Source organism: Collimonas arenae, assembly GCF_000786695.1.
Lineage (GTDB): Bacteria > Pseudomonadota > Gammaproteobacteria > Burkholderiales > Burkholderiaceae_D > Collimonas > Collimonas arenae_A.
On sequence record NZ_CP009962.1, the window covers coordinates 3,747,626 to 3,762,420 of the forward strand.

Annotated in this window: 10 protein-coding genes; 4 read left to right on the plus strand and 6 right to left on the minus strand. The window is 58.3% G+C overall.

Features of this window, described 5'->3' with window-relative positions; genetic code table 11:
* The first annotated feature begins 21 nt into the window (after window positions 1–21).
* The 3 genes from LT85_RS16440 (at window position 22) to thyA (ending at window position 3,012) form a co-directional block, all read left to right on the plus strand.
* Window positions 22–1,119 (plus strand): YjgN family protein, encoded by a 1,098-nt coding sequence (locus tag LT85_RS16440; RefSeq protein WP_038490799.1) that lies wholly within the window; start codon window positions 22–24, stop codon window positions 1,117–1,119.
* A 15-nt stretch (window positions 1,120–1,134) separates the two neighbouring features.
* The gene (locus LT85_RS16445; protein ID WP_038490802.1) at window positions 1,135–2,142 is read left to right on the plus strand and encodes a M48 family metallopeptidase; all 1,008 of its coding nucleotides are present in this window, start codon (window positions 1,135–1,137) and stop codon (window positions 2,140–2,142) included.
* Window positions 2,143–2,217: 75 nt separating this feature from the next.
* Window positions 2,218–3,012 (plus strand): thymidylate synthase, encoded by a 795-nt coding sequence (gene thyA, locus LT85_RS16450; RefSeq protein ID WP_038490805.1) that lies wholly within the window; start codon window positions 2,218–2,220, stop codon window positions 3,010–3,012.
* Between the two features lie 20 nt (window positions 3,013–3,032).
* Here the strand turns inward: thyA and LT85_RS16455 are convergent, their stop codons facing one another.
* The 6 genes from LT85_RS16455 to LT85_RS16480 all read right to left on the minus strand — a co-directional run bounded on the left by LT85_RS16455 (window position 3,033) and on the right by LT85_RS16480 (window position 13,863).
* The gene (locus tag LT85_RS16455) at window positions 3,033–4,481 is read right to left on the minus strand and encodes an efflux transporter outer membrane subunit (RefSeq protein ID WP_081992798.1); all 1,449 of its coding nucleotides are present in this window, start codon (window positions 4,479–4,481) and stop codon (window positions 3,033–3,035) included.
* A gap of 11 nt (window positions 4,482–4,492) precedes the next feature.
* Complete coding sequence (locus tag LT85_RS16460; RefSeq protein ID WP_052135262.1) at window positions 4,493–5,764, minus strand: efflux RND transporter periplasmic adaptor subunit; 1,272 nt, start codon at window positions 5,762–5,764, stop codon at window positions 4,493–4,495.
* Between the two features lie 89 nt (window positions 5,765–5,853).
* The gene (locus LT85_RS16465; RefSeq protein WP_052135263.1) at window positions 5,854–7,734 is read right to left on the minus strand and encodes an ABC transporter ATP-binding protein; all 1,881 of its coding nucleotides are present in this window, start codon (window positions 7,732–7,734) and stop codon (window positions 5,854–5,856) included.
* Window positions 7,735–8,016: 282 nt separating this feature from the next.
* On the minus strand, window positions 8,017–9,612 hold the full coding sequence (locus LT85_RS16470; protein WP_038490808.1) for a glucan biosynthesis protein: 1,596 nt from the start codon (window positions 9,610–9,612) through the stop codon (window positions 8,017–8,019).
* 133 nt (window positions 9,613–9,745) lie between these two features.
* Entirely contained in the window at window positions 9,746–12,277 is a 2,532-nt protein-coding gene (gene mdoH / locus LT85_RS16475) for a glucans biosynthesis glucosyltransferase MdoH (RefSeq protein WP_052135546.1), read from the minus strand.
* Between the two features lie 53 nt (window positions 12,278–12,330).
* On the minus strand, window positions 12,331–13,863 hold the full coding sequence (locus tag LT85_RS16480; RefSeq protein ID WP_052135264.1) for a glucan biosynthesis protein G: 1,533 nt from the start codon (window positions 13,861–13,863) through the stop codon (window positions 12,331–12,333).
* Between the two features lie 404 nt (window positions 13,864–14,267).
* Here LT85_RS16480 and LT85_RS16485 point away from each other — a divergent pair, with 404 nt between their 5' ends.
* The gene (locus tag LT85_RS16485) at window positions 14,268–14,780 is read left to right on the plus strand and encodes a dihydrofolate reductase (RefSeq protein WP_038490814.1); all 513 of its coding nucleotides are present in this window, start codon (window positions 14,268–14,270) and stop codon (window positions 14,778–14,780) included.
* Window positions 14,781–14,795: the final 15 nt, after the last annotated feature.

A 14,795-nucleotide genomic window follows, 5' to 3' on the forward strand; every position in this document is an offset into this window, starting at 1 on the left:
AACGTTAGGGAGAACCCAGAAATGAGCAATGCTACTTCTGATGCACCGTCGTTCAATTTTGCAGCAACGCCTCTATCTCCAACGCCGTCCACGGTAGAAGCATTTACCTTCACAGGCCGCGGCAGCGAATATTTTCGCATATGGATAGTTAATATTCTTTTATCCATTGTCACTCTCGGAATTTACTCGGCATGGGCCAAGGTCCGCCGCAACCGGTATTTCTATGACAACACCAGCGTCGCCGGCAGCAGCTTCGAATACCACGGCAACCCGATCGCGATCCTGAAAGGCCGCATCATCGCAGCGGTCTTGATTGGCGGCTACCAGGTCGCCATCAGGACCAACCCGAAAATCGGCCTGCTGGTCCTGATACCCTTGATGGCGGCCATGCCATGGCTGGTCTGGAGAAGCTACCAATTCAAGCTGTACAACTCCAGCTATCGCGGCATCCGCTTCGGCTTCAAAGGCAGCGCCGGCCAATCCTACTTCAACTATCTGTTGCTGCCAGTGCTATCGGGCCTTTCTCTTGGCCTGCTCTTGCCTTTTGCGCATCAGCGCACTAAAAAGTACCTGCATAGCGAAAGCAAGTTTGGCGCGACGCATTTTTCCTTTGACGCCAGCATTGGCGCTTTTTACAAGATCTACGCGATCTGCTTCGTGATCGGCATGCTCGGCTTTATCGGCCTCGGCATTATCTTCGGCGGCAGCCTGGTAGCGCTCGGCACGGCAGGCAAACATGCCGGTCCGGCCGGCTTCAGCGGCCCGTTTTTCCTGATGATATTTGCTATGTACGCCTGGATGTTCCTGATTATTCCACTGGGCCTGACCATGGTCCAGAACCTCATCTGGAGCAGCACCAAACTTGGAGAGCATCAATTCCAGAGCAATCTGAAATGGACCAAGGTATTTTTCATCATGATCACCAATCTGATCGCCATCGTCTGTACCCTGGGCCTGTTTACGCCTTTTGCACATATTCGTGCGCTCAAATACCGGCTTGAATCGGTCACCTTGCTGACAGCCGGCTCTTTGGATAATTTCATTGCCGATGCAGAACCTCATGGTTCTGCCGCAGGCGAAGGCATGTCTGATTTGCTGGACTTCGACTTGTCGCTATAAGGTAGCTACGTTCCAATGCAAAATCAGCAACCGAAGGCAGTGCGGGCGTTTTACTTTGACGGCAAGACATCTCGCAAATACGACGTCGAATTGAAAGTGGAGGCCGGCATCGCCAGCATTTCCGGCGACGTCCAGCGGCAAGCGCCGCTGGACGCATTGCGGGTATCAGAACGGAGCTCCAGCGCGTCTCGCAAGGTCACTTTTGCCGATGGCGCTTATCTCGAAATCATCGACCTCGACGCCTTTGCCGAGCTGCTGGCAAACACCGGCTATACCGACTCACCGATAGTTCGCCTGCAACAAAGCTGGCGCGCCGTGCTGCAAGCGACTGCCGCGCTCATCGTGATTCTGGCGTTAGGTTATGCTTATCTGCTGCCTGCAGCTTCAGGCTGGATTGCCAACGCGCTGCCGGAGGCGGTGGAACGGAAAATCGGCGGCGGCACGCTGGATTTTCTCGACAACCGTGTCTTCAGCCCCACTACTTTGCCGCAGTCGCAGCAAGATGCTCTGATCAGCCGCTTCCGTGCACTGGAACCGCCGCGCCAGGGTGCACCTGAATTCCAGATCATTTTCCGAAAAAGCAAGATCGGCCCGAACGCCTTCGCCCTACCCTCCGGCGACATCGTAGTCACCGACGAACTGGTCAGACTGCTAGACGATGACGACGCCATGATGGGCGTGCTGGCGCATGAACTCGGCCACCTGCATGAACGCCATATGATGCGGCGGCTGATCCAGGTTTCCGCAGTCGGCGTCACCACCACGCTGTTGTTCGGCGACGTCTCTGCATTGGTAGCCAGTATTCCGCCCGTGATACTGGATCTCAAGTATTCACGCGATATTGAAAGGGAGGCGGATGATTACGCAATTGCGATGTTCAAGGCGAACGGCATCAGCCTCACCAAGCTAGCGCGTACCTTTGAAAAACTCGATAGCCAGCCTGCGGCCTTCTCGCCTTATTTGTCGAGCCACCCGCCCAGCAAGGAGCGGATTGCCCGGATACTGAAGGCGCAGACGGAGTAAGGCGGCAACGGTGGCAGTGATGGCAATGGCAGATGCGTTACAATCTTGGAATTAGTTTCAGCAATCAAGATAAAAATGCGCCAATACCTCGAACTCATGCGCCATGTGCAACAACATGGCACCGTCAAAACCGACCGTACCGGCACCGGCACCCGCTCGGTGTTTGGCTATCAGATGCGGTTCAACCTGCAAGACGGTTTCCCCTTGCTCACCACTAAGAAGCTGCATCTGCGCTCGATCATCCATGAGTTGATCTGGTTTTTGAATGGCTCGACCAATATCCAGTATCTAAAAGACAATGATGTCAAAATCTGGGATGAATGGGCCGACAGCGAGGGTAACCTGGGGCCGATCTATGGCTATCAGTGGCGCTCGTGGCCGACGCCAAGCGGCGGACATATCGACCAGATCGCGCAATTGGTCGACCAGATCAAGAACAATCCGGATTCGCGCCGGCTGATTGTCTCGGCCTGGAATGTTGCGGATATCCCGCAGATGAAGCTGCCGCCGTGCCATGCCTTCTTCCAGTTTTATGTGGCCGACGGCAAACTTTCCTGCCAGCTGTATCAGCGCAGCGCTGACATTTTCCTGGGTGTGCCTTTCAATATTGCGTCCTACGCCTTGCTGACGCACATGATGGCGCAGCAATGCGACCTCGAGGTGGGAGATTTCATCTGGACCGGTGGCGATTGCCACCTGTATTCCAACCATGCGGAGCAGGTCGAACTGCAATTGTCGCGCACGCCCGGCCCGCTGCCCAAGCTGACCATCACGCGCCATCCGGCGTCGATTTTCGATTATCGTTTCGAAGATTTCGAGATCAGCGACTACCATCCGCAAGCCCACATCAAAGCGCCAGTGGCAGTGTAAACACGCTCCCCGGCTGGCCGCTAATTATGGGCGGTAGGCTCTTCTACGGGCTGACTGGGATGTACATCCTGCCAGCCGCCGCCCAGCGCTTTGTAAAGCGACACCGTCGCTTTCAGCCGCTTCAACTTGATCTGTCCCAATTCGTTCTGCACTTCCGACAGGGAGCGCTGGGTATCCAGCACCGTCATCAAATCCTCTGCGCCGACCCGATAGCGAATTTCCGACAGCTCGAAAGCAAAGCGCGCCTGCTCCATCTCCGTCACTTTCAGTTTGCGCTGCTCGTCCAGGCTGCGGATCTGTCCTAGCGCGGTGTCGACTTCCGATAGCGCCGAAATTACGGTTGAGCGATAAATCTGCACCAGTTCCTGCTTCTGGGCGATGGCCAGGTCGCGCTGGCTGTTGAGGCGGCCGGCATCGAAGATCGGCGCCACCAGCCCGGCGCCCAGATTGGCCAGCATGTTGGGGCCGTTAAACAGCGACAGCAAGGCGTTGCTCTGGCCGCCGGCCGAGCCGGTCAGGCGAATGCTGGGAAACAGCGCTGCACGCGCAGCGGCAACGTTGGCGTTGGCCGCAGCCAGTTCGGCTTCCGCATGACGGATATCCGGGCGGCGCGACAGCAGCTCCGACGGCAAGCCGGGCGTTACCTGCGGCAGCAGGATCTTGGCCAGACCGGGTTCGTTGACGGTGAAGGTTTGCGGCGGCCGCCCCAGCAAGATCGCCAGCGCGGTCTGTGCTTCGCGCTCTTGCTGTTTCAGGTCCGGAATCACTGCTTGCTGGCCCGCCACCGCCGAGCGCTGGCGCGCAAGGTCCAGCGGCGAGGCAGCGCCGGCGCGGCTTTGCGCCGACACAAGCTTCAGCACCCGTTCGGCGTTGTCGACGTTTTGCTGAGCAATCTCGATCCGGTCGCGCAGCGATAATACTTGCAGATAGGTCGAGACGATGCCGCTGGTGACTGTCAGCGCCACCGTCGCACGGTCATAACGATTGGCTTGCAAGGAAGCTTCCGCAGCCACCAGCCCGGCCCTGTTCTTACCCCAGAAATCCACCTCATAACCGATCTCCACCAAGCCGCTGGTGGAGGTGACGGCGCTGCCGCTGGAGGCCAATGGCAAGGCCCGGTTAATACTGGTGGAAAAATCCGCATTCGGCAATAACGGCGCACCGGCAATCCGCGCCTGCGCTTCGGCCTGGCGCACACGCGATACCGCTGCGGCGATTTCCAGATTGCTGGCCTGCCCTTGCGCGACCAGCTGGCTCAGTTCTTCGCTGCCGAAACGTTGCCACCAGCCGCTATCCGGCCAGTCTTGCTCACCGGTATTGGCCGACAAATCCCAGCTCTGTGGAATTTCGACGCTGGGAGTCGCCTCTCGCATTTCAATCCGGTTGGCGCACCCGGACAATAACAGTAACAGCACGGCGCTTGAACAAGCAGCCGCAACGACGCGCGAACGCTGGAAAACATACTGGATACCGGCCACTATCAATGCCCCTTGACGGCAGAGACTGCAGAAGCTGAAGAAACGGAAGACGCGGAAGCGGCGGATGCGCCTGCCGCCGCTGCGGCGCTTTTTGCAGGAACAGGAGCAGCAGTAGGAACCACTACCAACTCGCCTGGCTTCAGTCCCGACAGGACCTGCGCCATTTCCTGGTTGCGGATACCGACTTTAATCACACGCGGAGTGACTTGCTGGCTGGCTCCGGCTACATTGACCACGTAGCTGCCATCAGCTTGTGGCTTATCCAGCAGCGCCACCGGCAGCAACACCGCATCGTGCACCTGCGCCAGCACAAAGCGTACTTGCGTGCTCATGCCGCTCATCAATTCCTGCTGCGGATTATCGACTTCAAACAAGACGTTATAAAAGGTCTGCTTGCCCTGTTCACCCGAGCCATCGGCCGGCACCGGCACCACTTGCCGCAACTTGCCGCTCCAACGCTTGCCTGGATAACCAGGCGTAGTGAAATAGGCGGTCATGCCTTTGTGCAGCAGCGGCACGTCGATTTCCGCCACCCGCGCCTGCACCGTCAACCGGCTCAGGTCGGCAATCCGCACCAGCGGAGCCGTCGGCTGGCCGGCACTCACCATCTGCCCGGTACGGGCGCCCACCGACACGACAGTGCCACTGATCGGCGCCAGCACCTCGGTATGGCTACGCGTTATATCGTCGTTTTTGACAGTCGCCTCGATCTGGCGGATCTGAGCGTTGATCGCTTCCACCTTGGCCGCCGCTGAATACATGCTCATGCGACTGGATTCATAGGATTCCTCGCGCGTCGCATTTTCCGCTTTCAGCTGGCTCTGCCGCTTGTATTGCAATTCGGCGAAATCCTGCTGAGCCCGCTGGTCCGACAGCTCGGCCTGGAGTCTTGCCAGCTGGGCACGGTTGCTCTCGATTTGCGCCGACGGCAAAGTTGGTGTGATCTCGACCACCATCTTGCCCGACTTGACCTCGTCGCCAACCATCACCAGCACATCCTTGATTTGCCCCGAAACTTGCGCCATGACATCGCTGTATTTGTGCAGCTGCAATTTGCCGTTGGCAAACACCGCCTGTTCGATATCGCCACGCCGCACTGCTTCCGTCTGCAGGCGCACTGGCACCGGCTTGGGCGCCGGCGGAGGGTGCTGCAAGAGTCTCTTCCACAATACGAAGCCGGCGCCGATCGCAATCAGTACAGCCAGGACAACGATCAGCCAACGTCGGCTGGTATGCCCGAAAGAACTTGGTGCGGGGGTCGATTCAACGGTCATTGGTGCAAACTCAGAGTTAGTCAGGTTCAGTCAAATAAGATGAGAGCGATAGCGGCTTGATATCAGTTCAATATCGGCTTAATACCGGCCTAAGCCAGTTCCGTTTGCGCGCCGCCCATGGTCGCTGCGGGTGCGTCGTCGTCCGCTTCTTCACCCAGGAAACCACCGCTCTGGTGCGCCCACAAACGCGCATACAAACCGCCCTGCTCCAACAGGCTGCGATGATCGCCCTGCTCGACGATACGGCCCTTGTCAAGCACGATCAAACGATCCATCGCCGCAATGGTTGACAAGCGGTGGGCAATCGCCACTACGGTCTTGCCTTCCATCAGCCGGTACAAGCTGGCCTGGATGGCTGCCTCGACTTCTGAATCTAGCGCGCTGGTCGCTTCGTCCAGCAGCAGGATCGGCGCGTCTTTCAACATCACGCGGGCAATCGCAATCCGCTGGCGCTGGCCGCCGGAAAGCTTGACGCCGCGTTCGCCGACGTGTGCATCGTAGCCTGTGCGGCCTTTGGGATCGGTTAAAGTCAGGATGAACTCATGCGCTTCCGCCCGCTTCGCAGCCGCCAGCATGTCGGCATCGGTGGCGTCAGGACGGCCGTACAGCAGGTTGTCGCGTACCGAACGATGCAGCAATGAAGTATCTTGCGTCACCATGCCGACCTGCGCCCGCAAGCTATCCTGCGTGACATGGGAAATATCCTGGCCATCGATCAGGATATGGCCCTGCTCGACATCGTAGAAACGCAGCAGCAAATTGACGATGGTCGATTTGCCTGCGCCGGAACGGCCAACCAGGCCGATCTTTTCTCCAGGGCTGATATGCAAGGACATGTGGTCGATCACCGGACGCTGTCCGCCGTAGGCAAAGCCGACCTGCTCGAAATCGAGTTTTCCCTGGCTGACTTTCAGCCGCTTGGCGTCAGCCTGGTCCAGCACTGCATGCGGGCGCGACAAGGTATTGATGCCGTCCTGTACCGTACCGACCTGCTCGAACAAGGACGCAAACTCCCACATCACCCAATGCGAAATGCCGTTCAAACGCAGGGCCATGGCGGTCGCCGCGGCAACCGCGCCAATGCCGACTTGCCCTTGAGTCCAGAGCCAAAGCGCTGCGCCGGCCGTGCTCAGGATCAGCAGCATGCTCAGGGTGTGGTTGACGATTTCAAAACTGGTCACCAGACGCATCTGGCCATGCACCGTTTGCAAGAATTCCTGCATCGCCGAACGCGCATAGCCAGCTTCGCGGCCTGCGTGTGAAAACAGCTTGACCGTCGCGATATTGGTATAGGCATCGGTAATGCGGCCGGTCATTAGCGAACGCGCATCGGCCTGGGTCTTGGCGACCTTGCTCAGGCGCGGCACGAAATAACGCAACGCCAGCGTATACAGCGTCAGCCAGCCCAGGAACGGCACCAGCATCCAGCCGCTAAAGCTGCCTACCACCGCCACCATGGTGAAGAAATAAATCACCACGAACACCAGGATGTCGCACAGGATCATGCAGACGTCGCGCACTGCCAGCGAAGTCTGCATGACTTTGGTGGCGACCCGGCCGGCGAACTCGTCTTGATAGAAATGCATGCTTTGGTTGAGCATCAGACGGTGAAACTTCCAACGCAGCAGCATCGGGAAATTACCCGCCAGCGCCTGTTGCTTGAACATGCTTTGCAAGGCGACCACGATCGGGCTGGCCAGCAGTATCGCCGCCAGCAACAGCAAATTAGTGCTTTGGTGCGTCCACAGGGTCGACGGTTCAGCTTTGCCGAGCCAATCGACGATGCGTCCCATCATGGCAAACAGCAAAGCCTCGAAGGCGCCGGTGATGGCGGTCAGCAAGGTCATGGCGATGATGTACGGGCGCAAACCCTTGGTACAGGCCCAGACGAACGCAAAAAATCCGCGCGGCGGCGGCGTCATGACCGTATCCGGATAAGGATGTAACAGTCTTTCAAACCAACCAAACATGGAAACACTCCAAAAATAGGCGTGGTGGAAAATCACCCAAGCCAGACAGTATATTGCAAATTTAACAGCCGCTTACGGATGCAAACAGAAGAAAGAACGCGCCTGGACGAGGCTTGAAGTAGCATCCGCTCAGGCGAGAACTGCCAGGCGCCAAGGTACATGTCGCGGCAAGACATGCACGAATCGACCCGGCGGTCCTATCGTGCAAAGCAACTTAGCCGACGAACGCTTCGAAGCACTTGTTCGTGTCTTGCGCGCCTTTCGTCGACCTTGCAATCTGTCTTAAAAGGAGCGCTTAGCCGGGGTTGGCGGAGTCCATTGATATAACCAGGTCTCGCTTAATGGCTGGCCGTCGGTTGCAAGATATACACGCACGTCGATCGGCTCGACGCTGTCGTCGGTCGGCTTGAGGTCAAACATTACGCGATAGCCATGAATCGCGTCCAGCGGACGGGCTGAACTGATCTCGATTTTACCACGGGAGGCGCTGATTACCGGCCGCACCTTGGCGTCCTTTCCCAGCAAAGCGAGGTCGCCGCCGGCAAAATCGACCGCAAAGCGGCGCGAGTAATAAGCTCGTTTCTGGCCAATCACGCCACCCATGCCAGTACGCGTAGCCACTACTTGCGCCAGCGGCGAAGAGAACGGCATCTTGCTGCCCCAGTGCAGGCGATAGGCAAACAATCGCTCCTGCCCCGCTTGCGGCTTATCGGCCGGATTCCAGAACGCCACGATGTTATCGAAAGTTTCATCGACGGTTGGTATTTCCACCAGTTGCACGGCACCCTTGCCCCAACCGGATTTTGGCTCCACCCAGAGGCTCGGACGGCGATCGTAAAACACACCGTCATCTTGGTAGTGATCGAAATTGCGATCCCGCTGCAGCAAGCCGAAACCGCGCGGATTTTCGTCCTGATAAGCGTTGAAGCGCAGATGCTCGGGATTGGTCAACGGCCGCCAGACCCATTCGCCATTGCCACGTTGTATGGACAAGCCGTCGGAGTCGTGAATTTCCGGACGCCAGTCGTCGCTGGCGCCGACGCGGCGGTCATTCTCGCCGTACTGGAACATACTGGTCAGCGGCGCAATCCCCATCCGCTCTATCGTCTTGCGCGGATACAGCGCGGCATCGACATCCATTACCATGGTGGCCGATGGCTGTATCTCGAAGCGATAGGCGCCGGATACGCTAGGCGAATCCAGCAAAGCGTAGACCACCAGCTTGCCCGAATCCTTGGCCGGACGTTCCAGCCAGAAGTGAGTGAACATGGGGAATTCTTCCGGCTTGTCCATGCCGCAATCGATCGCCAGTCCGCGCGCCGACAAACCATACTGCCATTCGGCGCCGACCGCGCGGAAATAGCTGGCCCCCAGGAACGCCGTGATATCGCGTTCCAGGTCGGTATGGAAATTGATCCGGAAGCCGGCAAAACCCAGATCCTTAGGCATATGTTCAGCCTTCAGGCCGCTCTTGCCATAGTTGAACATGGCCGGATCGTAAGCCAGCTCTTGCGCCTGGCCGTCTTTCACTTCATAGATCTGCACCGGGCTCTTGAAAAACAGGCCCAGGTGGAAAAACTTGGCCTGGAAGCGCAACTGATCCTTGGCCCACAAAGCGTGATCGTCGCGGTAGCCGATGGCCTGGTACTGATCCCAGTCGAGCGTCTTGACCTCATCAGGGATGTGGTTCTCGGGAGGCTGGTAAGGCTGGCCGGCGAGCTGTCGGGCCCGGCCTTTGAGCCAGGCGTAGTCAAATGCTTGCGGCGCACCCAGGAACTTCAGCTGGCCCGGGGCGCTTCCCGCCGCCAGCAATGAAGTTGCCGGGAAGCCGGCGGCAGCAAGCGCCGCCGACGCTTTCAAAAAATCACGTCGTAACATGGTGCTCCTTGTCTGAAGAAGATATTTAGGCAGAACATACACAAAATCGCCCTGACCGCGTTGCATCTCTTAGCCGTACATTCGTACCGCCTTCGTCGATGCGTCTTGCCAGGACGATTTTGCGCAAGTCCTATCAGGGAGAAAGCAAGGCTTGCCAGCGCCGATTGGCCGGTGCTGAATTCCAGATCTCGAAATGCAGCCGGGACAAGGTCAAAGGATCGTCCAGCAAGGCATTTTTCTGCTGCGACGTCAGGCTATCAGGACCGCCTTTCAGCGCGCTTTCGAGCAGTGCCGCACGCCGCGCCAGGGTCGCCGGCGGCACCTCCGGACGCGCTGTCACTGCTGCACACAGTAAGGCATTCATGACCGGATCAACCACTACATCGTTAAAACCGGCCAGCGCTTTACCGTTGTCGTTATAGGCCGTGGTCGCCGCCAGTTCAGGCGGCAAATCGACTTCTTCCGGAATCACGAACAAGCGCGCGCGACGGAAACTGCGGCCTAGCGTGATCCGGCTGGAAAATACCGACAATGGAATCGACAGCATCAACGAACCGACTATCGGCAACAGCCACCAGAGGAATCCCGGCTCCAGCCAATACACGCCGCCACCCCACACCAGGCCTAGCAAGGTATGGCCGCCGTGCCGGCGACAGGCTTCGCCCCAGCTGGTTTCGGCATCCTCGCGCGGCGGCGACTTCCAGCTGATGGTCCAGCCGAGGAATGCACCGACCACAAACCGCGTATGAAACAGCATCCGCACCGGCGCCAGCAGCATCGAGAACAGCAGCTCCATAATCATGCTCAAGGTCAGGCGCAAGGCGCCGCCGAACTCCCTTGCTCCCTTGGCCCAGATCAGCACCACGCTCAGCACTTTCGGCAGGAACAGCAAAGTGGCAGTCGCCGTAAACAAGGCCAGCGCCCGTTCCGGATGCCATTCCGGCCATACCGGAAACAACTGCCCTGGCGTGACAAAATATTCGGGCGCAACCAGCGTATGCACTGCCAGCAAGACGGTCGACAACAGTAACGACAAGAACCACAACGGCGCAGACAGATAGGCCATGACGCCGGTCACGAACACCGCACGGTGCACAGCATGCATGCCGCGCGCCAGGAACAAGCGGAAGTTCATCAGATTGCCCTGGCACCAGCGACGGTCACGCTTCAATTCATCCAGCAGGTTGGGCGGCATTTCCTCGTAGCTGCCCGCCAGATCGTAGGCAATCCAGACTCCCCAACCGGCGCGCCGCATCAGTGCTGCTTCGACAAAGTCATGCGACAGGATCTCACCGGCCAGCGCACCCTCACCCGGAAGCGGCGCCAAGGCGCAGTGCTCCATGAACGGCTGCAGACGGATAATAGCGTTGTGCCCCCAGTAATGCGATTCACCCAACTGCCAATAGTGCAAGCCGGCGGTGAACAAAGGCCCGTAGACCCGCGTCGAGAATTGCTGGATGCGCGCATATAGCGTGTCGCGTCCGGCCGCGCGCGGTGCAGTCTGGACGATGCCGGCGGTTGGATTGGCTTCCATCAGGCGCACCAGTGTGGTCAGGCACGTACCACTCATGACGCTGTCGGCGTCGAGCACGATCATGTAACTATAGTTGGCGCCCCAGCGTCGGCAGAAATCGTCGATATTGCCGCTCTTGCGTTTGACGCGACGCCTGCGGTGCCGGTAAAAAATACGCCCGAAGCCGCCCACTGCCTGGCACAGACTTGCCCAGGCATCCAGCTCGGCGCTGCAGATGTCGCTGTCGCCGCTATCGCTCAACACGAAAAAATCGAAGCGGTCCAGTTCGCCGCTGGCGGCTACCGATTCGTAAGTCGCACGCAGGCCGGCGAAGACCCGGGTCACGTCTTCATTACAGATCGGCATCACGATCGCCGTTCTGGCGCTGGCCGGAATCGGCCCCGGCGCAGCATCTTCGCGTGAGATCACATAACGGTCGCTACCGCGCATCAACACCAGGAAGCCGGCCATGGCGGTCCAGAAGCCCGCCGAAACCCAGCAAAACAGCAACGCAAACAAGCCAAGCGTCACCAGTTCCAACGGCTTGTCGCCGTGGTACGGCAGCACCGCGCTCATGAAATAAGTCGCCATCGCCGTCTGCGCCAGCATCAACATTAGCAGCACGATGCGCCGCAGATTGCCGCGCGACTTGCTTCTATGCTGGTCCTGGCTATCTGCTTCGGCTACCGGCAATGGTTCTGGCTGCGGCAACGCTGTCGAGCGCACGGTTTTTTTATGGCGGCGCTGCTTGGCCCGCGGCCGCAGGTCGAATTTGCTGTTGGCGGTTTCAATCCAGCGCACCAGCGGATTCAATGTTCCCCAAGGATGGGCGACGATAGGCGTACGGTGCAACGGCGGCGCAATCTCGATACGTGAACGGCCGGAGGCGTCGGTACTAATCTCGGGCAAGGCTTGCACCGCTGACGGCGTATCGGAAAACGTCAGTTGCAGACGCGCGGCTACCGATGCGTAGGCGGGATTGGTTTGCGCCAACGCATCGTCGCCGGCGACGATGCCATCTGCAGCCAGGGCATGGTGCAAGGCTGTCAGCGAGGTATCGCCGGCAGCACGCAATTGCGCCGACAAAGCTGCGCGGCGCTCTGCCGACAAAGGCAGGCGATCAAGGTAGCGCTCACTGGTTTCAGGCAACATATCGGATAAATCCGGCGCCCCTGAGGCGTCCGGCGCACGCATCGGCTGGCGGTCTAGTTGGGCGGTAATATGTAGCTCCAGGTTTCAGATAAAGTGGTGCTGCCAGCGCGCAAGAAACCGCGCAGTTCGACAGGCTTGTTATCTTCATTACGGCGCACCCGCACCGACATGCGCCAGCCGCCGGTGACGTCATTGCGCTCCACCTTGGCGTCCAGCACCTTGCCGTTATCGTCAGCGCTGACTACGCCTTCCGGCTGCACCTTGTCAGCCAGCTTTTTAAATACCGGACCTTCAAAATCCACTACCAGGCCGATACTGTTGTCATCGGTCTTTTTCAGCACGCCGAGACCGCGCCGGGTTTGCGTTACCCATGATAATGGCGGCCGCTTGTCAGCATCCTTCTGCCATGACAAAGTGTATTCCAGATTGAATGGCTGACCTACCTTGGGCGCCGTTTCCGGAACCCAGAAGGCGACGATATTGTCGTTGGTCTCGTCCGGCGTCGGAATCTGCACCAGTTCTACCCTGCCGTTACCCCAATTGCCCTTGGGCTGGACCCAGGCGCTCGGGCGCTTTTCATAGTGTGCACCCAGATCCTGGTAGCTGGCAAAATCTCGATCGCGCTGCATCAGACCGAAACCGGCCGGGTTGCTCAGCGAATAAGAGGTCACCAGCAAGCGCTTCGGATTGACCAGCGGCCGCCAAATCCATTCGCCTGTGCCGGAAGCGACCGACAAGCCGTCGGAATCATGGACTTCCGGACGGTAGTCATCAACCTGCGAACGTTGGTTATCGCCATGCAAGAACATGCTGGTCAACGGTGCCAGGCCTAGTTTGCTGACATTTTCGCGCAGGTAGAGCTGGGCCTTGACGTCAACCGTCGTATCGACGCCCGGCTTCAGCACGAAGCGATAGGCGCCGGTGACGCGGCGCGAGTTAAGCAGCGCGTAAATGGTCAGCTCTTTATCGCTGGCTTTGGGACGCTCGATCCAGAATTCGGTAAAACGCGGAAACTCTTCCCCTGAACTGAGGCCAGTATCGATCGCCAAGCCTCTTGCCGACATGCCGTAGGTCTGATCCTTGCCCAGTGCGCGGAAATAGCTGGCGCCAAGAAACGACATCGCCTCGTCTTTGTATTTAGCCGTATTCAGCGGGAAATGCACGCGGAAACCGGCAAAGCCCAGCGCGCGCATTTTCTTGGGGTCGACCTTGTTCGCGCCATAGTCGAAATCGTTAGGATCAAAGCGGATCTCACGCACGCTCTGGCCGTTTATCTCATTGATCTTTACCGGTTGGTCGAAGGCATAGCCCTCATGAAAGAACGCCAGCTCGAACGGCAATTTCTGGCTGCGCCAGGTCGATTTTTCCAGGCGGAAGCGGATGTCCTTGTATTGTTCATAATCGAGATTGCCGACTTCCTTCGGCAGACTGCCCTCTGGCTTGCTGTATGAACTGGAGGCCAGGTCTTTTGCCTGTTTGGCAACGTTATCGAAATCGAAGGCGAATGTGTTGCCGCTGAGACACGGCAGCAATAGCGCTGCAGTAAGTGGCAAGACGGCGATGCGCGCTCGCACTGGAACGGACATACGCGAGCGCGTCCGCTGAGACAAATTTAAATGCATTGGATTCCCATCTGACACTGCTGAGATTGACCTGCCCGAGAGTGCCATTCGGGCATCATCGAGAGCAAGCGGTAGTCTAGCAGCGTTCTATCATTTTTTATATCCATCGAGCAACGAGTTGGCGATGACGCATCCGGATCAGCGCCAGTAGCAATAAAGACTTGCAGCATTGAATGGCAGAAACTTGCCAAATTGGCAGCAGAATACTGCCAGCATGCGCCGTAACGGCAAAAGTACCCAAGCCCAGGTTTTAACGGGCCATGGGTTTTAAGAGCAAGCATCCACGACAAAGTTCCATCCTGTGACTTTATAGTAAGATCACGCTTTTAATACAAACCCGCCCATAGCGGGCTCATGCAACAGCGCCCATGACCACACGCCTCACGATTATTGTCGCCACCGATGCCCGCAACGGCATAGGTATCCGTAATACTTTGCCCTGGCGCTTGCCAGAGGATCTGGCGCACTTTAAACGCACCACCTCGGGACACCCGATCATCATGGGCCGCAAAACCTTTGAATCGATTGGCCGCCCCCTGCCGCAGAGACGCAACATCGTCATCACCCGCAATCCCGATTGGCGTCACGAAGGCGTCGAAAGCGCATCGTCGCTAGCTGCCGCAGCGGCGCTGGTCGGCGATGCCGAGGCATTCATTATCGGCGGCGCCGAAATCTATGCCGCCGCCCAGGACTTGACCGAGCGGCAGATCGTTACCGAGATCCAGCACAATTTCGACTGCGACGCCTTTTATCCGGCGCGCGATCCGCTGCAATGGCAGGAAATTTCCCGCGAAAGCCATCACTCCGAAGCTAACGGTTTCGACTACGCTTTCGTGGTCTACCAGCGGCGGCCAGCCGGCAGCGGCGAGGCCAACAGCTAACCTGGCCAGATGACG